Genomic DNA, 18,826 nt, shown 5'->3' on the forward strand with positions numbered 1-18,826 from the left:
TATCGAATAAGATAATAATAGCCTAGCGAATATCAATAATCAACGTGATTTTACATTTATTACAATTTACAATAAATTCACGTTCACTAACTGTGTTACTTGTTCTATTTCATTTCTTTATAAAACTCACTAATAGGTAATAATTAAATTTATAATCTAATTTTCTATCGAATGGAATTATAGAGGGATTTTATCACTATGTATCATCGATAAGGCGTTTGCAAAACAAAAAGTACCTATCTCCAATAGTATTGTAGAGGTAGGTACTTTTTTCAAGTTAAACGACTATAATAACCATACCATTATCAATCGTTACTGCAATTTTACAAAAAAAGCACGAACAAATAGTTACACATGATATTGAACTGTTTTACCTTCTATATCAACATAGTCAATAACAGTTTCCATTGTAATAAGGTTAATATTTAATCTGCAATATTTCTCATCTTTTTCCCAAGATAAGTTCACTTCATCATTGGAAATGTCTTGCACCTGGAAACCTCCATTAAAAGCTTCATATTCATTTCTGAATCGAATGAGTTTTATGAGTCTTTGAACTACATCTTTTTCTAAGCATTGTTCAATTTCCTTAACCGTAAAATTGTGACGATTTATTTCCCTGCCGTCCCCTATAGATTTCATTTTGTCCTCGTCATTTTCACCAGCAAGAAACCCGACATAATAAACCTGAGGAATTCCCGGTGCAAAGAATTGAATAGCTCTTGCCGCTAAATAAGCATCATCATCACAGTTAAGGACAGAATAATAGGAACACCTAATCTGGTGAACGTCAAATCCGTCTTCATCCTTATGTTCATCGGATACTATAAGACTCAAGTTAGCTCCTCTGTCTAGGCAAATGTCCACTAATTCTCGAGCTTCTTTTGTATCTATTAAATCATCCAAGTCCGGTTTAACAGGAATTCCATCATGACAATCTAACATGGTGAACTGCTTTTCTGGTCGATTCTTCAAGTACTCAACTAAAGCACGACTAGATTTGTTTACCAACGTGTCAAGGATCCGGTATGGCAGGATGAAATCATAAATCCAACAACCATACTCCGCTAGTTTATATTGAATGGAGTAGTGGGAATGCACTTCAGGCAGTAATTCAATTTCTAAGGAATCTGCAAGCTCTTTTATCCAATCTAAAAATTTATAAATATCTGGTTCAACGAAAAAACAACTCGTTCCAAGTTTTTTTATAATATATCCAACTGCATCTAACCTGACAATCTTTACATTATTTTTCTTGAAATTCAAGAAAAATTCCGTAAACAATTGTCTTACTTTATCCGAATGAATATCGAAGTCAATTTGCTCAGAAGGATCAGTCTTTCCAAATGTCGTCCACACTTTTTCTTCCAAACCAATTTCTCCAATATAAAAGGTTGAGTACGGTACTGGACGACGTAAGAACATTTTATCTATATCCTCTTGTACAGGAACTCCATCTTTCCATATTTTATCCAATGTTAAGAATAAATCCGCATACTCAGAATATCTCCCCTTCCTTAAGAAATCTTGGAAATAAGACGACTGTTGAGATATATGATTGACCATTAAATCTAACAGAACATCATGATTCTCACCAATGCTTTTAATATCATCCCAACTCCCAAATTTTGGCTCAATTTCTAAATAGGTTAATGGAGCAAATCCTCTATCACCTGACGAAGGAAAAGGAGGTAGAATATGCACACCACCTTTGAAAATATTAATAAAATGCGTAGTCAAAACTCTATTTAATGTACCTAAATCGCCTCCCAGGGAATCGGGATAGGTGATAAGTTGCACTTGATTTTTTAATCTCATTCATGATTCCTCCCTATCTCTTCAAGTTTTGGAAGTTCAACTACCGCGCCAGTAAATTGTAGTTTATAGGCACTAACAGCAAAGCCATACTCTAACGCTTCTCTCAAGGAAAACCCTTTTACTAACGCTGTATAGAACCCTGACCAGAATGCATCTCCAGCTCCAGTGGTATCTACCACTTCTTTTGCAAAACTAGGAAATTTTAATGTCTCCTTCCCATTGGAAACGATAGCTCCTTCTTTTCCAAGAGTCATAATAACGAGTTTTGGCCCTAGTTTCAGAAACTTCTCCACTTGATTCTCATTTGTATCTTTACCGAAAAGTCTTTCAGCGTCATCTTCAGAAGGCTTAACGATATCCACATGTTTAATAATCGACTTCACATAGGAAATTCCGTCTTCTCCCATTTCCCAGATCATAGGATGATAATTAGGATCAAACCCAATTAAAATACGTTGTTTTTGGGCTAGATTTATTATTTTTTCTATAGTAGAACGCATCGGCATTCGAGAAATAGGCCAGCAGGAGAAATGAATAATTTTCGACTCTATAACAGCTTTCTCTAGCTCAGCCGTGTACATTAAGCGATAGTCAGCCCCTCTATAAAAAATGGGTATTGGACTGTTTTGGCTTTTTGTCACTAATACCATACTTGTGGCATAATCTACCTTCTGAACATGACAGATATCGACTCCGGCTGATTGAAGATGGTCCATTAAATAGGAACCTAACCCATCCTTTCCAACAGCGGACGCTACAAGAGGATTGAGTCCTAAACGTTTAACGTTTATAGCAATATTCGATGGGGACCCCCCAAAATATTTATGGAAGGTGCTACATTCAAAATTATCGTCATAATCAGCAGAAATCATATCTACTAAAATCTCACCAACCGTTAAGAGATCATTTCGTTTCATTGGAAACTCTATTTTTTCATCAAACTTCATCATACCCCACAGACTCCTCTTTATTTTCACTTCATAGAATTTACCCTACAAGTTGAGACTTTAATATCCCAATTATGGTGGTGCCATTTCAACAGTCACTCCATATAAGGTGTCACTCAGCCTTAAATCTCCACATGATGCTCGTGAAATCTCCGTCCATAGCAGGAATATTAATTCCTACTTGCATCAATTCATCACCGTAATATGTCTTATCTAATTCCACTACATGGTACTTTTTCTCAGGATCCAACCCTTTTAGTCGTAGTTTTCTATATGGTTCATTTGGCTCTGCCAATACCTTTACGTACATGAATACTGCGTCTTCTTTATTAGGAGATACATTCATCCAGGCTGTTTCATTTCCAGCGAAAGGATTAAGTAGCCGATAGAAATGACCAAATTGGATCACTGGTCGAATTTCTTTATAATAAGATACTTGTTCGGATATTTTTTCCTGTTCCTCCTGATTCAGCTCTGTCACATCAAGTTCATAACCAAAATTGCCTGACATGGCTACATGCCCTCTCACCTCCAATGAAGTGTTCCGGTGTACTTGATGATTAGGAACAGCTGACACATGTGCCCCCATAGAAATCGTAGGATAAACATAGCTTGTTCCATATTGAATTTTTAATCGGGATATCGCATCTGTATTATCACTCGTCCACGTTTGAGGCATGTAGTGTAGAATACCCGGATCAAACCTTCCTCCACCACCAGAGCAACTTTCAAACAAAATATGCGGGAACTTCGTTGTGATTTCCTCCATGACTCGATATAACCCAATCATGTAACGGTGAGCTGTTTCCCTTTGACGTTCAGGTGGTAAACTGGCTGAGCCAACCTCTGTCATATGTCTATTCATATCCCACTTCACATACGTTATTGGTGCGCTCTTTAATATACTGGAGATTCTTTTTATAATTTCATCACACACATCTTTTCTTGAGAAGTCTAGAATTAATTGTTGTCTACTTTCAGATCTTCTTCGATTCGGAACGTGAATACACCAATCTGGATGCTCCTTATAGAGGTTACTATTGACAGAAATCATTTCTGGCTCAAACCAAAGCCCAAACTCCATGTTCATGTCACAAATGTTTTGAGCTAATGCATTTAAACCGTTTGGAATTTTATTTTGATTAACAATCCAATCTCCAAGTGAAGTCGTATCGTCATCCCTTTTCCCAAACCAGCCATCATCAAGAACAAATAACTCCATCCCTAAATCTTTCCCACATTTAGCTATTTGTTCAATCTTTTGTTCGTTAAAATTAAAATACGTTGCTTCCCAGTTATTAATTAAAATAGGGCGTACCTTATCACGAAACTCCCCACGACATAATCGTGTACGATAAAGTTCATGGAATGTGTGGGACATCTCTGTTAATCCACTTCCAGAATACACCATCACAACCTCTGGTGTTTGGAATACCTCCTTAGGCTCCAATAGCCAAGAGAAATCAAATGGGTTAATCCCTATTGTTGCACGAGAATAGCCAAATTGGTCCACCTCAACGGCACTTAAAAAATTCCCACTATATACAAAGTTAAAGGCAAATACATCCCCATAATTTTCATTCGTTTCCTTACTTACTAGTGCCATAAATGGATTGTGCTGGTGACTACTTGCTCCTCGACGACTTCCTACAGACTGGATACCATCTCTTAAAGCTGTTCTAGAAACATATCGTTCCCTCCCCCAAGCGCCTGGTAAACTAATGAGGTCAAAATCAGATTCTCTAAAATCTACGTTTGCACTAGAAGCTTTTAACAGTCTAAGATTATCAGTACCATTATTTTCAAACCGGACAGACCTTGTTATGGCATTAAAATTTTCAAATACGGTATAAATTAGAATAACAGTTAAGTTGGTTAAACGGTCTTTTAGAACAACTTCAAGGGTTTCCGCCTCTTCTATGTCTTCTACATATGTAGCTGGGAGTCCGTCAAGTTTCGGTTTCCCCTTCGTAATTTGGTGGGATACATAGCGAAGATCCGTTACTGTAGAACCATTTTCTAACTCTACTTGAAAAGCAGGATTACGATAGTCCGTATGCCCAAAGGATGGATATTCTTGCGGTAAAGTATCCAAAGAAAAGGAACGGTCTCTTGCAACAGTGTTTCCAGAAAAAGCTCGATCGACAAAACGTAATTCATTGGAATGATTGTATTCTTTGATTTTTTTCCCCCAATACAGGTGAGCTAAGTATCCTTCTTTCACTACTTGAAAGAGATAACTCGTGTTCCTTGCTGTTAAATGAAATGTTTTTGTTGTATCAAAATAATGTATAGACATGGTTAACCTCCGAGTAATTTATTTATTTGATTGCACCCTTCATGACTCCACTGATAATCCATTTTTGTAAGAATAAATACACGAGAATCATAGGAAGTAAAGCTAGAATATAGGATGCAAACGCTAAATTATAATTCACACTAAACTGTGATTGAAATACATATTGTACAAGTGGTAACGTTTGATGCGAACGTTCAGACAATAGAACTAATGGGAGCAAGAAGTCATTCCATGCCCATAATGTAGTCAGGATACCTACAGTCGCATTCATCGGAGTTAAGAGCGGAAAAATAATTCTCCAAAACACTCCCCATCGACTGCATCCATCTACAATAGCTGCCTCCTCTAGTTCTTTTGGAATCGCTTTGATATAACCCACATATAAGAACACATTGAAGGATAGTCCATATACTACATAAAGAATGATTAACCCCGTTGGATTTGTTAACCCTAACGAACTCATTTGCTTAACAATTGGTAACATAATAATTGGAAATGGAATGAACATTGCACTAACTAGATAGTAAAATAAAAACCTATAGGCTCTCCTATGCATGTTTCTGGCAATAGCATAAGCAACCATAGCATTTGTTAGAACCGTTAAGATAACTGTAAACAAGGTAATGTAAAAACTATTTCCAAAAGCTTGATAAAAGTTTGTCATCTCTATCGCCCTTGTGAAATTATCAAAACTAAAGTTTTGCGGTAACGCCAAAATGGATTTTGCTGTCTCCTGTGGCGTTTTAAATGCATTGACAATCGTAATATACAATGGAAATAAAATGGTTATACTTCCTATAATAAGGAGAATAGTAACGACCCAATTTGTTTTTTGTCTCATTACATTTCAACCTCCCTCTTCTGCAACGTTCGAATTTGAAAAATAGATACGGCTAATATTACGATAAAGTAAAGAACGGCATTTGCTGATTGGTAAGCGAATTCTCCTCCTTGAAATCCTCCACGATAAATTAAAATGGAGATAGATTCAGTTGCTCGCCCTGGCCCCCCACCTGTTAACCCAATAATGTGGTCAAATACCATTAAAAAATTTTTCATTGCTAATACCATATTGATAGTAAAGAACGGCGCAATAAGCGGAAAAGTAATCTTCCAGAACTCTTGCCACTTATTCGCTCCATCTAAATTAGACGCTTCATATAAACCTTGGTCTATAGTCGCTAACCCTGCTAAATAAAGAATTGTATTAAATGCTGTCGCTTGCCAAACTGCGACTACAACTACTCCAACCCAAGCTAGATCCGTCCTTCCTAAAATACTGATAGATAAAGCTTCAATACCAGCTTCACTTGCAATTGTTGGAATGAACACGGAAAAAATATAATTAAAAATAAAAGCTACAATTAATATACTTAAAATATTCGGCATAAAATAAAGGCCACGTAACGTTTTATGAAATTTTATTTTTGCATTTAGTCCTAGTGCAATTATTAAACTAAAAATGTTTACTAAGATGGTAGAAACAATCGCAAACTTAAAAGTAAATGTATAAGCATCTCTTACTCTTGTATCCTGAAAAACATGGAAATAGTTTTGCAAACCAATAAAGTCCCAACTTCCATATCCTCTTGCGTTAGTAAAACTGTAGAAGATACCTTGTAAAGCTGGAAATGTATGAAAAAAGAAAAATAGTAGGACCGCTGGCAGCACCATGAAGAGGTAGGCATTCGATTTAAGTGTTTTCATCTTCAACTCTCCTTCAAAGGGTTATTTCTTTCTATTGTAAATAACATTACTGCATTTTCTCCAAAACATAGCCACATGACTCTCGTATAATTAGTGAGGTAGGAAAAACAATTTTTACGGGGACCTCCCTTCCATGGATTCGTTCTAGTAACATATTCACTGCTGTTCTCCCCATTTGTTCTGTGTAAATCTTTACTGTCGTTAACGGTGGATTAAGGAAACCCGCAATATCAATATCATCAATACTTGCAACAGCCATATCATCTGGTACTCTAATCCCACATTCGTTGAGAGCCCTCAAAGCACCTATCGCCATCGGATCACTTGCGGCAAAAATAGCAGTAGGCAGATTTCCTTTTTTTATGGCCGCCATTATTTGCGAATAGCCAGAAACCGTTGTCCAATCACCAAGAAAAACATAGTCTGGATAGTATAATTTTTTTTCTTTCATCCATTTTTCGTATATTTCTCTTCGTGTTTCTTGAACGTATTTTTTTTTATTATTGTTGAATCTTTGAACATACTCATATCCACCAAGAAATCCTATTTTCTCATGTCCAAGAGAAGACAAGTGATGTAATACTTCACTTGCTGCCATATGTAAATCAGAAATGATAGAGTCATAATACTTTGGATTGGGGGAATCATTGATATACACAATATGATTCGATTTTGGATAAACCGCCTCTATTTCCTTCGGATCAATCTTGCCTATAACAATGATGCCATCTAATTCATGAAGAGTTGAGGATGGAGTGGAATTGCGTAATCGGATTAATTCAGATATGGCTATTCCTGACTCTTCACATTGTTTTTCCACCCCTTCTCGAATGGCTAGAAAGAAGGGGTCACTATTCTCATCTTCTTTTGAACCGTACATAATAACCCCTATCTGATAATTGTTCGTTGTGTCTTTCCTTTTTGTTGTTTTTTTCTTAGGGGTGGAATATTTTAATTCTTCTGCAATCTGTATAATACGCTCTCGTGTTTCATTCATAACAGTTATTGTTTCATCGTTGTTTAGCACTCTTGAAACGGTAGAAATGGAGACGTTTGCTTTTTTAGCTACATCTGTAATCGTACTCATTCAACATCCCTCTTTTTCACTAAAACTTTTTTGGTTTTTTACCTGTTTTCCTTCTACATTTTTAATTTATCACTTATTTAATCAATTTTCAATACATTTTACTTATTTTTACTTGTTTTTTACTCAATGTTTTTACTTATTAGAACAAAAAAAAGACTGCGTTTTTACGCAGCCTAACTCTTGTTTATTGACGGGCTTTTATTTTATCCCATTCGGTATCCATTGTCTCAAGGAACTTATCTACATTCCCGTCTATCAATAATTCTTGCACTAAATTATCTACACCCATTCCACCCGGATAGTAATGATCAGCAAAACTCGTAATTCTACCTTCCTCAAAATACGCAAGTAAATCTATCACAGTTGAATCTTCCTGGAATACACCATCAATAGCCGAGAACAGCTTTTGTTCCTCAATATAGAATTCCATATTATCCTCTCTTACTAAAAATTCTAAGAACTTTTGTGCTTCCTCTGGATGTTTCGCATTAGAAGATATAGTTAATACGATATCGACCCCAGAAATTAGACGGTTTGCTTCAACATTATTTGTTGCAGGTAACGCAAATGCTCCGACTTCTATATCCGGATTAGCTTCTCTAATAGGTCCAATAGCCCAAACGCCTTGCATATACATTACCGATTCACCATTTGCAAAAGCAGTATTACCTTGATGATAGTTAGAACCAAATACATCGTTGTCAGTAAATTCTAATAATGTTAGCATCTTTTCAGCAACCTCGCGATACCGCTCCGTAAAGGTTGTTTCCCCCATATTTCTCTTCTCAAAAAAATCATCACCATGAAGGTTAGAAGCTAACGCGTTTAGTGGAGGTAAAACTGTCCAGGATTCTCCGTACGTGGAGTAGAATGGGGTTTCACCAGCTGATTCAATTTTTTCCGCTAGAGCAATAAATTCATCCCATGTCTCAGGTACTTCTAATCCTAATTCTTCAAACATTGATTTATTATATAAAACTGTATTTGCGTTTGCTGAATGAGGGATTCCAAAAACTTGCTCATAATCACCAACAATCATTTGTAGCATATCAATATAGGAAGGAATGACGCGATTTACGTTAGCATCTTCTGAAAAATCCCTTAAAGCTCCTGCACGAGCTAATTCACCGTAAGTAACATTGCCATTGATCGACATGATTTCTGGAACATCATTTTGGGTTAACCTTGATAACAAAACTGTATCTGATTCGGGCACATTATTTTGCGTAATTTTAATACCGGGATTTTCATGCTCAAATTTTTCAATTAGGGTATTAAAAGTGCCTACAGCCTCTTGCTTGAATTGAAAGAATTCTAGATTTACTTCTCCCTCGTTTGCCCCATTTTTATTACCACATGCTGTTAGTAAAGAAATAGCTAATACACTTGTTAAAATACCAATAAATAGTTTTTTCATTTTTCATCCCCCTGAATTTTTAAGAATAAAAACAAAAATAAAAGAACTCACCAATAAAACTTTTCTATTTTACCATATTTTTTACCTCTTTTTCCTATAGATTTTATTTTATATTTGTAATTTATCACCTATTGAATGCGTTTTCAATAGTTTTTTTGTTATTTAACATATTTTTTTAGTAAAAATTAGTGTTTTTCCGTATGTTTTTTCTTTGTTTTACTTAAAGGACCTGGGGTTCTATTTGTTCAAAAAAAAAAAAAAATCACCTATTCATTAGATGATTTTTATCAAGACTATATAGATTTACTAGAATTTCTAATGATTAATTTGGTTGGTACAACGACTTTTAATGGAATTTCCCTTCCTTCAATTCTTTCAGCTAGAAGGTTAACCGCTGTTCTGCCAAGTTGCTCACTATATATTTTTACAGTAGACAAGGGAGGCGTCATAAACTGTGCAAGTTCAATATCATTCACACTGACAATCGATACTTCTTCTGGAACATGGATGCCCGACTCAAACAACGCACGGATAGCTCCTATTGCCATAGAATCACTAGCTATAAAAAATGCAGTCGGTAAATTCCCTTTATTAATGGCTTTTTTCATGAGTTCATATGCCGAATATGTAGTCCAATCTCCGATATATACATGTTCGGGATCATATCCATTAATACTAGTCATGAATTCCTGATATGCTTTTATTCTTGCCTCACTGGCGTACTCTTCCTTGGATTGAAACCTCTGTACAAATTCTGCTCCGGCTATAAATCCTATTTTTTTATGTCCTATCTCTGTTAGATATTTCAAAATGCTCTTTGTTGCTTCTTCTAAATCAACAACAACGGAATCAAATGTATTTGGATCAGGAGAATCATTTATGTACACAATATTTTGGCTCTTATCATAAATGCTTTTTATTTCATTTGGATCGATTCGACCAATAACAATAATACCATCCAATTCATTTAAATCCGTTTCCACTTTATTTTTTAACCGAACTAGCTTTGTAATAACTATTTGTTTTTCTGCACACTGGTTCTCGATTCCTTCTCGTATGGATAAATAATAAGGATCATTCATTTCATCGTCCTTGGAGCCCCATAAGACAACTCCAATACAGGTGGCCTTTTCTTCCTGCACTGCTTTTGTTTTCTTACGCTTAGTTGGTGAGTAATTAAGTTTCTTGGCAATTTCTATAATTCTCTGTCTTGTTTCATCCATAACTGTTATCGTTTCATCACCATTTAATACCCTGGATACTGTTGATATGGAAACATTTGCTTCCTTTGCAACATCTTTTATTGTCGCCATCATTTCACCCATTCCATTACATATATTTAAAACAGCAAGGTTTATTATCTTCGAACTCGATTACGACCCTATCAATAAAGTTGATGTAAGTCTCTTTTATAACTATTTTACTAAATTTTTGTTAGATTAAAAAGGATTGTTACAAAAGTGTGGCATAATTAAGAAACTTTGTAGTGAAAATCGTGTCATTTTTGATGATAAAAAAATAAACGTCATCCCGTATAACCCCCAACACAGTAATACTTTTTTAGAACTGAATTACTCTAATTGAATGCTGTCGTGAGGGAGATTGATTCCTCACGATTCGAAAAAAAAGAGGCCTAGTCCCTAGTATGTCATTATACAAACACACATCGGGATTCAGGCACTAGTCTTTCCTTTTTAAGTTTAACTAACTGTTATGCTTTAACGTTTTACACACCTATTTCATGCCCAATTTCTTTGCAATTAAAATGAGCAATAACTTAAATATTGCCTCATTCCATCAGTGACCTTAAAGTTCAAAGTTATCAAGCAAAGCTCGGACTTCATCTGTTGATTTAGTGTTCATTAGAGAATTTCTTAATGTACTTGCCCCCGGAAATCCTTTTACATATATTTTGAAAAAGCGATGAAGCGCATGAAACGGACGTAGCTCTAATCCTGCATATTGATCATGGAGATCGATATGCAATCGTAAAAGAGTAAGTAATTCCATACTGCTATGTTCTCTTGGATCTTTTTCAAAGGCAAATGGGTTATGGAAAATACCACGACCAATCATTACCCCATCTACACCGTATTCATTGGCAAGTCTTAGACCTGTTTGGCGGTCTGGAATATCACCGTTAATCGTTAAAAGAGTATCTGGTGCTACACGGTCACGTAATTTTTTTATTTCCGGGATCAGTTCCCAATGCGCATCTACCTTGCTCATTTCCTCTCTTGTTCGCAGATGAATGGAAAGATTCACAATATCTTGTTTTAATAGGTGTGTCAGCCATTCATGCCACTCGTCTAATTCCTTAAAACCAAGCCTTGTTTTCACACTTACAGGCAATCCTCCTGCTTTTGCTGCTTTAATTAACTCGGCTGCAACTTCAGGGCGGCAGATTAATCCACTTCCCTTTCCATGCCGCGCAACATTAGGAACAGGACAGCCCATATTAATATCCAAACCTTTAAAGCCAAGTTGCGCCATACCAATACTCATTTGCCTGAAGTGGTCAGGATTGTCTCCCCAAATATGGGCGACAATGGGTTGTTCATCTTCTGTAAAAGCTAAACGCCCACGTAAACTTTTGTTTCCCTCTGGATGACAATAACTATCACTGTTTGCAAACTCCGTAAAAAACACATCCGGTCTAGCTGCCGCACTTACAACATGACGAAAAACAACATCTGTTACTTCTTCCATTGGTGCCAATATAAAAAAAGGTCGTGGTAGCTCACGCCAAAAATTTTCCTTCATCTTTATCTTCAAATCCTCTCACTTTGGGGGTCAGGTCAATTGCCATTCCTATTATTATAAGCTACATCATTCCCCATACCTCAGTATTTCAACACAAGGTCGGACGACTCCTAATATATCCCCATTTTACGCTGCTTAAGATATAATTTTATAACAACACCATAAAAAATGCGACTCCTGATTAAATTCAGAAACCACCTGGTATATTAATACCTCCCGGTTACGAATTGGCTATAGATGCGTATGTGTTATCAAAAAACATTTTATTGTTTTTAATCTTCATATTAATATCTGGACTAGGGTTTATGTTAATTAGGGCTGAAAAAGATTAAAAAAGCAGCCATTTCTATTAGGTTGCTTTCTGTTTTTTCGTTTTATCATTAATTTCATCAAGTAATTTAACAATCTCCAGAACACCTAGTAATAACAAGCCCGAAATAAGAACTAATAATAATTGCAATTGCATAATACCAACAGATCCGGGTTTGGTACATATGTATAGCCTAGAACTGGATTACTTAGTGTAATACCAACAATTAAAAAGAAACTAAACACCCAATGATCTTTTAACTTTCTATACAAAAAATACAAAAAAAGACCACTCAATGTGAGTAGTCTTCATGTTTTTAATTAATTGGGTAAGTTATCAATAGCATATTGCGCTTGTTCATTTGTAAATTGTTCGCCGTATTCTGATGAAAGTTGTTCCAATAGTTCTTGGTCAGACATTGGCATCATCTCTAAATAGCTTATAGCCGATTTAAGGGCTTGTTCGTTATAATCTACTTCTATATTTTCTATGGCGTATTGAGCAGCTTCCTCCGGATATTTATCTCCATACTCAGAAGTCAATTGTTCAAAAAGTCCTTTTTCCGAAAACGGCATAAAGCTGATATAATTTTCAGCGGCCCTTAAAGCGTTTTGATATTCACGAGGAACGTCATCTGCCTCTTGTTCAGCCGGCTCTGCTGGTTCTTCTGGTTCAGTCTCTTCTTCTTCTACAACATCTGTTTCCTCATCGGCATCAGTTTCAGTTTCAGCTTCAACTACTTCTGTTTCCTCTGGTTCAACAGCAGCCTGTCCCTCTTCTTCTAAGCCACATGCAGTCATAAAGGCAATCAATAAAACCATTAAAAGTATAGATAGTATTTTTTTCATAGTAATATCCTCCTATTTTTTTCAGTGCATGGACTACTATACTATTTTTTTTAAGTAGATGAAATACATTCGATGAAATTCGATGTTATTCAACATAAAAAGACACCCATCTACAAAAGATGGATGCCTTTTTTATAAACATATTTATTTTCCACTATCATTGTAGCACGTTTGAAATGCATATGCCCTCGAGTCAGCTGACGAAGCTGCAGCCAACGAATTTGATTCTCTCCTCGATGAAAAGGAACAATCTTAACCAACCATTTTTACTTTGTAAGATTTTTAAGGTTTAATATGTGTAAGTTGGTTGGTTGTTCCCAACCACAAATAAAAAATGCGACTCCTGATTAAATTCAGAAACCGCATTGTTTCAATAAATATGTATGGTGACCCGTGACGGGATCGAACCGCCGACCTCTACCCTGTCAAGGTAGCGCTCTCCCAGCTGAGCTAACGGATCATTTAACGACAAGTTTTATTATAATAAAAAAAACAACCATGGTCAAGCTTATTTTTCTCATATCTTTTCATTCGTTTTCATGTTTACATTATTCATTTCATGTTTATAACTAAAAATGAAACTAGCTATGAAATCGGAGGTTACGACTTTGAAAAAAATTCCGGTAGGCAGTATTTTACTTTTTAGTGCATCGCTAATGTGGCTTATTTTAGCCATTTTTGGGATAGGAAACTGGTCCACTCGTGTTTATATATTTTTGTTTATTTTATTCGTTGCGGTAGGTTTAATTAATTGGCGAATGACGGACAATGCCAATAAAGATTAAAAGTCAACAGCAAAACTTTCATCTAACCGACATGCCTTTTAACAGAACAATCGTATACTAAAATTTTCCGCCTTAAACCCCGCACCGCGTCCATACCATTTTACCGCTCATTGAATAAGCTATATTATCCTCTGACGAAAGGAGGTTTTTTGATGAGCGGATACCATGGCGGATATGCAGGAGGATTTGCTTTAATCGTTGTCCTCTTCATCCTTCTCATTATTGTCGGTGCATCTTGGTACTACTAAAGTCAAGGAAGTGAGCGCAACTATGCGCTCACTTTTTTTAGATGGCCGAAACTGTAGTTTCAGCACTTTCATTCTTTTTTAGTAATTGAGCATATTCCTTTAGTCCATACTTTTGGATAACAAAAGAAAGAAACGAATATTTTTGTTTTGGGGTAGACAATTTTTCAATGTCATTTATCATCATTTCTAAATAATACGTTAAGATTAGAAAATCTTCATAAAAAACTGGAACATCAACAATTCGATAGCATTTTCCACTATTATGATATAACTCGATATTTTTTGTATTGTTCATCATATCACCTTCTTTATTGTTCTATATAAAGAATACTATATAATTCTATAAAGAACAACAAAAAAGTTTCTTTTTTTATTAAATTTTCATTTTTTCGACGGATTTCTTCATTACCCCTAGGTGTTAGGGTTATTTTTATTTCTCTTGTCTGGCCATATATAACATCATTAATGTGGAACCAAGGGCAATCATTAATAATGCCAATGATAATCCTACTACAGCTATTAAACTAATGACTGTCACTTTTCATCACCCACTTTCCTTTATTCAATATATATGTGACCAATTTACAAACATTCGATTTATCTTCATAGGCGAATGATCACCAATTGCCTACAATTGCATAAGATGAATCGAGCTGATAAAGGGATATTGGAGTGATCGTATGGTTAGAACTGTTTGGGGAGTCGATTCTGCAAGTGCTGTTAGTCCTTCTTTATTTGAATGTGTCGTGAACCAATTTGGTAAACCGGAATATTGGGGAAGGTACTTAACGACTGTAGAAAATGTAAGTGATGGTTTAACTCAAGAAGAAATTCAATTTTTACAAGATAATAGAATTAAAATTATGCCTATCTATAATGTTTTTCGAGAAGCTGTCGGTTATCGCCAAGGTGAGATCACAGCTACAAATGCAATTTTTCATGCGAGACGACTCGGAATCCCAACCGGGACTTTTATTTTTGCCAATATCGAACATTTTTTTATGATTGATGAAGCATGGCTACGTGGGTGGATTGATGCCTTTTATCCAAGCGGATTTAAGCCTGACTTTTATAATGATCCAGTTAGAGGCCAATTTAATGAGGCTTTTTGTCAAGCTGTTATTAATCATAAGCGCGTCAAAGAACAAGCAGTCCTTTGGAGCGCTGAACCTGAGAATGGAGTGACCACAAAACAAAATCGTCCTAGAACATTTGCTCCTGCCACACCTGATTGCGATGCACTCGTATGGGGTTGGCAATATGGTCGAGATGCTGAAGAATGCCCGATTGATACGAACTTAATTGACCGGAAGTTATATGAAAGCCTTTGGTAATCATATCAAAGAGCGCTAAAAGGAATTCCTTTGTTAGCGCTCTTTGTTATTATTCGGTTTCTTTTGGCAATAAAATCTTGCCATCTTTCTTTCTAGTCACTAATGTTTGTAAAATGACCGTCGATAATTGATTTGGTGGATACGGTTTTGTTAAATAATGCTTCGCTCCCGCTCCTAATCCGCGTTCTTTTTCATCTAACGCAGAGGAGACGATAATTGGAATATCTTTCGTTACTGGATTTTCCTTTAATTTCTCAATAACTGACCAGCCATCAATGCTATTTTGTAACATTATATCAATGACAACGGCATCTGGTTTTGCTTGCTCAATTGTCTTCAACGCTTGTTCACCATCTTTTTCATGAATAACATGAAACCCCGTCTCATTCAACTGTTCTTTTAAGAGCATCGCAAGACTGTTATCATCTTCTAATATAACAAGTTTTGGGAGGTCACTCATTGAATCAAGTTCATTTGCAATCGGTCGGTCCTCTTTCGCTAAAGGGAATTGCATTGTAAACGTACTTCCTTTTCCTTGTTCAGAACTTACCGATATTGTCCCATGGTGGGCTTGAACAATTTCTTTACAAATCGCTAACCCAAGTCCAGTTCCCCCAATTTTTCTTCTATCTGAGTTGTCAATTCGATAAAACTTCTGGAATAAGTTCGGAATTTCACTACGTGGAATTCCAAGACCTTCATCATGAATAGCAATTCGAAGTTGACTGTTTACCACATCAACACTAATGTCAATATTGCCGCCGTTCGGAGAAAACTTAATCGCATTACTAATTAAATTTGTAAACAATTGAATAAGTTTTTCTTCGTCCGCTATGATATAAGGTTCTTTGACTTCATTTTTTATCGAAATCTTTCTATCAGGATGTTGCACTTGAAACAGATCAACTACTTGTTGTAATACGTGAACGACTTGTAATGATTCTTTTTGATAGGTTTGGTTACCAGATTCCATTCGTTGTAAATCTAAAAAGTCATTAATTAAATTCGTCAACCTTTTCGCTTCTTTATGAATCGTTTCTAAATACTTCGCTTGTCTTTCTTGTTTTAAATTCTTTGTAATCATTAACTCTGTAAATCCTAAAATACTAGCAAGCGGCGTCCGTAATTCATGACTAACTGTGCTAACAAGCTCAGATTTCATTTGGTCGATTTCATGCTCAACTGTAATATCACGCTGTACAAAAAGAGTTCCAATTTTTTCATCATTCCGGAATATCGCTTGTCCATAAATGTCAAAAACATGATGTTTCGGGTGAGAAATTTCATAGCGATACGTCATCACTGCATCTGTCTGGTGTCTAAGGGTATCCGTTAGAAAATGAATAAACTCTTCCGGCACATTACCTAATTTGCCAATCCACTCCTCAAACGGAAGTTGAAGCAAATGTGAAACGGAATCTATCCCCATCACTTGAGAAAGGACTCGATTGATTTGAATAATACTTCCACTGTTATCAACTAATAGAATCCCTTCATTTACATTATCAATAATATCTTGATTTAATAGTCGATTTTGCTCTGCTTCTTCATACAAGAATATTTTATCTAGTGATAAAGAAATTTGATTCATAATCATTGTGTGCTCATCAAGTTCGTGTGGTAAAAACGATTGACCTACACGGGTTGCTGTATAAATAGCAATGAGTTCTCCATCTGCTCTCATAATCGGTGCAAATAAATCATAGCTAAACGATCGTTCATCGTGATAGCCTTGTTCAGCAAGATGACTTTCTCTTTTTGTTACAAACAACTTTTTTGTTTGTCCTAATTTAATAGTCACTCCATTATCCATCCAATGAATAAAGTTTTCCGCTTGACTTGATGAAACTCCGATTACTTCATAATCACGATTTTCATTTAATAAAACAAGCATCGCTTTATCACAATGGAAAATTTCAGAAACAGTTGTGACAATTTCTTGTAATAATTCATGTTTGTTTAACGTCGTTGATAAAGTTGAAATTACTTGATTATTTAATTCTAGCTTTTTCTTCTGGCTTTCTGATATATATAATAAATCTTGAAGCTGTTCTTGCTGACCTGTTAATTCATCTTGTTGTGCCATTAATTCTTCATTTTGTGCAGTTAACTCTTCTTCTTTCACTTGTAAAGAACGAACCATTTCTTCAAATGATTTGGATAATGTACCGATTTCATCTTGTCTATCGGTTTCCACAAAATTCACATGCTCCCCAGCTTTAACCTGGAGCGTTGCTTTTGAAAGCGCTTGGAGTGGATAGCCAATTTCTTTCACCACTTTGCGAATTGCAAATCCGATACATGCTAACACGAATAAAAGATACAGAAGAAAAATAATACTAACTTGATTTAACTTATTAATAAATTCTTCATTTTTCATAATTAATTTTTCATCCATTTCATTAGCAAAGTCATGAGCTGTTGAAAGGATTTGATTAATCGCTGCAGTAGACCCTTGTTCTGATAAGTCACGTAAACCATCATAATCACCAGCTTCAACGAGAACGATTCGTTGTGGCATTAATTCATTTAAATAATAAAAAGTGAAATCGGTTATTTCCTTAATAAAATAAGCTTCTTCAGAAGTTAATTCTGACATTTCTAAGCTTGTAATCACTTGCTCTAGTTTTTTTGCTTCAATATACAATTGTTCAAGTTCTGTTTCACTTTGAAATGCTGTATATCCTCTACCTCGGAATAACATTTCTGTAAAATGCTCTTCAATTTCTGTAATCTTTGATTGTTTGTCTAACAGATCATCTCGTTCTATGATAAATGTTTGCTGTTCACTGTAAAAAGCAACTCCTAAACCGAGCGAACCAAGGATGATGAATGCCACAAGAATGATCATGATAAAAGCAAACTGTCGTAATAAGCTTTGTTTCATATAGTTAAGCATGGGTAATTTCTCCAACCATTTCAGCTAACTTAGTCGGACTAAATGGTTTTGCTAAAAAAAAGTCAGCACCTGCTTTTCTAGCTTGTTCCTCATCAGCTTGTTGACTTTTGGCTGTGAGCATCATGATTAATGTATCGTTTTTTTCTTCCATTGTCCTTACTTTTTCAATAACTTCAATGCCTGTCAAACCTGGCATCATATAATCAACTAAAATCAAATCATATTGATTTTTCTCAATAAGTTCAATAGCTTCAAGGCCGTCGGTAGCTTCATCAATTACATAGCCTTCATCTTCTAATGTATCTACGATTAACATTCGAAGTACATCTTCATCTTCTGCTACTAGTAGTTTTGTCATCATGTC

The 18,826-nt window shown here is 35.6% G+C and carries 16 protein-coding genes and 1 tRNA gene; 3 read left to right on the forward strand and 14 right to left on the reverse strand.

The window, feature by feature from the left end:
- Positions 1-348: 348 nt before the first annotated feature.
- The 11 genes from gtfA to T323_RS0118225 all read right to left on the reverse strand — a co-directional run bounded on the left by gtfA (position 349) and on the right by T323_RS0118225 (position 13,656).
- Entirely contained in the window at positions 349-1,818 is a 1,470-nt protein-coding gene (gene gtfA / locus T323_RS0118175; protein WP_026674558.1) for a sucrose phosphorylase, read from the reverse strand.
- Positions 1,815-2,768 carry a carbohydrate kinase family protein gene (locus T323_RS0118180; RefSeq protein ID WP_026674559.1) on the reverse strand — a complete coding sequence of 318 codons (954 nt, stop codon included), beginning with the start codon at positions 2,766-2,768 and terminating at the stop codon, positions 1,815-1,817. The genes gtfA and T323_RS0118180 overlap by 4 nt, the downstream gene beginning before the upstream one ends.
- A gap of 109 nt (positions 2,769-2,877) precedes the next feature.
- Positions 2,878-5,064, reverse strand: a complete 2,187-nt coding sequence (locus tag T323_RS0118185) for an alpha-galactosidase (protein ID WP_026674560.1) — start codon at positions 5,062-5,064, stop codon at positions 2,878-2,880.
- A gap of 22 nt (positions 5,065-5,086) precedes the next feature.
- The gene (locus T323_RS0118190; protein WP_026674561.1) at positions 5,087-5,905 is read right to left on the reverse strand and encodes a carbohydrate ABC transporter permease; all 819 of its coding nucleotides are present in this window, start codon (positions 5,903-5,905) and stop codon (positions 5,087-5,089) included.
- On the reverse strand, positions 5,905-6,771 hold the full coding sequence (locus tag T323_RS0118195; RefSeq protein WP_026674562.1) for a carbohydrate ABC transporter permease: 867 nt from the start codon (positions 6,769-6,771) through the stop codon (positions 5,905-5,907). Before T323_RS0118195 ends, T323_RS0118190 begins: the two co-directional genes overlap by 1 nt.
- Before the next feature lie 46 nt (positions 6,772-6,817).
- Entirely contained in the window at positions 6,818-7,858 is a 1,041-nt protein-coding gene (locus T323_RS0118200) for a LacI family DNA-binding transcriptional regulator (protein ID WP_026674563.1), read from the reverse strand.
- Between the two features lie 184 nt (positions 7,859-8,042).
- Positions 8,043-9,275 carry an ABC transporter substrate-binding protein gene (locus tag T323_RS0118205; protein ID WP_026674564.1) on the reverse strand — a complete coding sequence of 411 codons (1,233 nt, stop codon included), beginning with the start codon at positions 9,273-9,275 and terminating at the stop codon, positions 8,043-8,045.
- Between the two features lie 293 nt (positions 9,276-9,568).
- Positions 9,569-10,588, reverse strand: coding sequence for a LacI family DNA-binding transcriptional regulator (locus T323_RS0118210; protein ID WP_026674565.1), 1,020 nt, complete (start codon positions 10,586-10,588; stop codon positions 9,569-9,571).
- Positions 10,589-11,081: 493 nt separating this feature from the next.
- Positions 11,082-12,038 carry a tRNA dihydrouridine synthase gene (locus T323_RS0118215; protein ID WP_026674566.1) on the reverse strand — a complete coding sequence of 319 codons (957 nt, stop codon included), beginning with the start codon at positions 12,036-12,038 and terminating at the stop codon, positions 11,082-11,084.
- 630 nt (positions 12,039-12,668) lie between these two features.
- Entirely contained in the window at positions 12,669-13,196 is a 528-nt protein-coding gene (locus T323_RS0118220) for an Ltp family lipoprotein (RefSeq protein WP_026674567.1), read from the reverse strand.
- A 384-nt stretch (positions 13,197-13,580) separates the two neighbouring features.
- Positions 13,581-13,656, reverse strand: a tRNA-Val gene (locus tag T323_RS0118225).
- A 148-nt stretch (positions 13,657-13,804) separates the two neighbouring features.
- Between T323_RS0118225 and T323_RS28930 the strand changes: the two genes are divergently transcribed.
- Together T323_RS28930 and T323_RS28505 are read left to right on the forward strand one after the other, a co-directional pair.
- Entirely contained in the window at positions 13,805-13,981 is a 177-nt protein-coding gene (locus tag T323_RS28930) for a hypothetical protein (protein WP_156942475.1), read from the forward strand.
- Positions 13,982-14,133: 152 nt separating this feature from the next.
- Positions 14,134-14,229 (forward strand): YjcZ family sporulation protein, encoded by a 96-nt coding sequence (locus T323_RS28505; protein ID WP_084309322.1) that lies wholly within the window; start codon positions 14,134-14,136, stop codon positions 14,227-14,229.
- A gap of 37 nt (positions 14,230-14,266) precedes the next feature.
- Here the strand turns inward: T323_RS28505 and T323_RS0118240 are convergent, their stop codons facing one another.
- The gene (locus T323_RS0118240) at positions 14,267-14,524 is read right to left on the reverse strand and encodes a DUF2535 family protein (RefSeq protein WP_026674568.1); all 258 of its coding nucleotides are present in this window, start codon (positions 14,522-14,524) and stop codon (positions 14,267-14,269) included.
- 385 nt (positions 14,525-14,909) lie between these two features.
- Here T323_RS0118240 and T323_RS0118245 point away from each other — a divergent pair, with 385 nt between their 5' ends.
- Positions 14,910-15,563, forward strand: a complete 654-nt coding sequence (locus T323_RS0118245; RefSeq protein WP_026674569.1) for a glycoside hydrolase domain-containing protein — start codon at positions 14,910-14,912, stop codon at positions 15,561-15,563.
- 49 nt (positions 15,564-15,612) lie between these two features.
- On the opposite strand, the gene T323_RS0118250 is transcribed toward T323_RS0118245, so the two are convergent.
- On the reverse strand, positions 15,613-18,462 hold the full coding sequence (locus T323_RS0118250) for an ATP-binding protein (RefSeq protein WP_051556601.1): 2,850 nt from the start codon (positions 18,460-18,462) through the stop codon (positions 15,613-15,615).
- Positions 18,455-18,820 carry a response regulator gene (locus T323_RS0118255; protein ID WP_026674571.1) on the reverse strand — a complete coding sequence of 122 codons (366 nt, stop codon included), beginning with the start codon at positions 18,818-18,820 and terminating at the stop codon, positions 18,455-18,457. The genes T323_RS0118250 and T323_RS0118255 overlap by 8 nt, the downstream gene beginning before the upstream one ends.
- Positions 18,821-18,826: the final 6 nt, after the last annotated feature.

The organism is Alkalihalobacillus bogoriensis ATCC BAA-922 (assembly GCF_000621445.1).
Taxonomy (GTDB): Bacteria; Bacillota; Bacilli; order Bacillales; family Bacillaceae_F; genus Bacillus_AO; species Bacillus_AO bogoriense.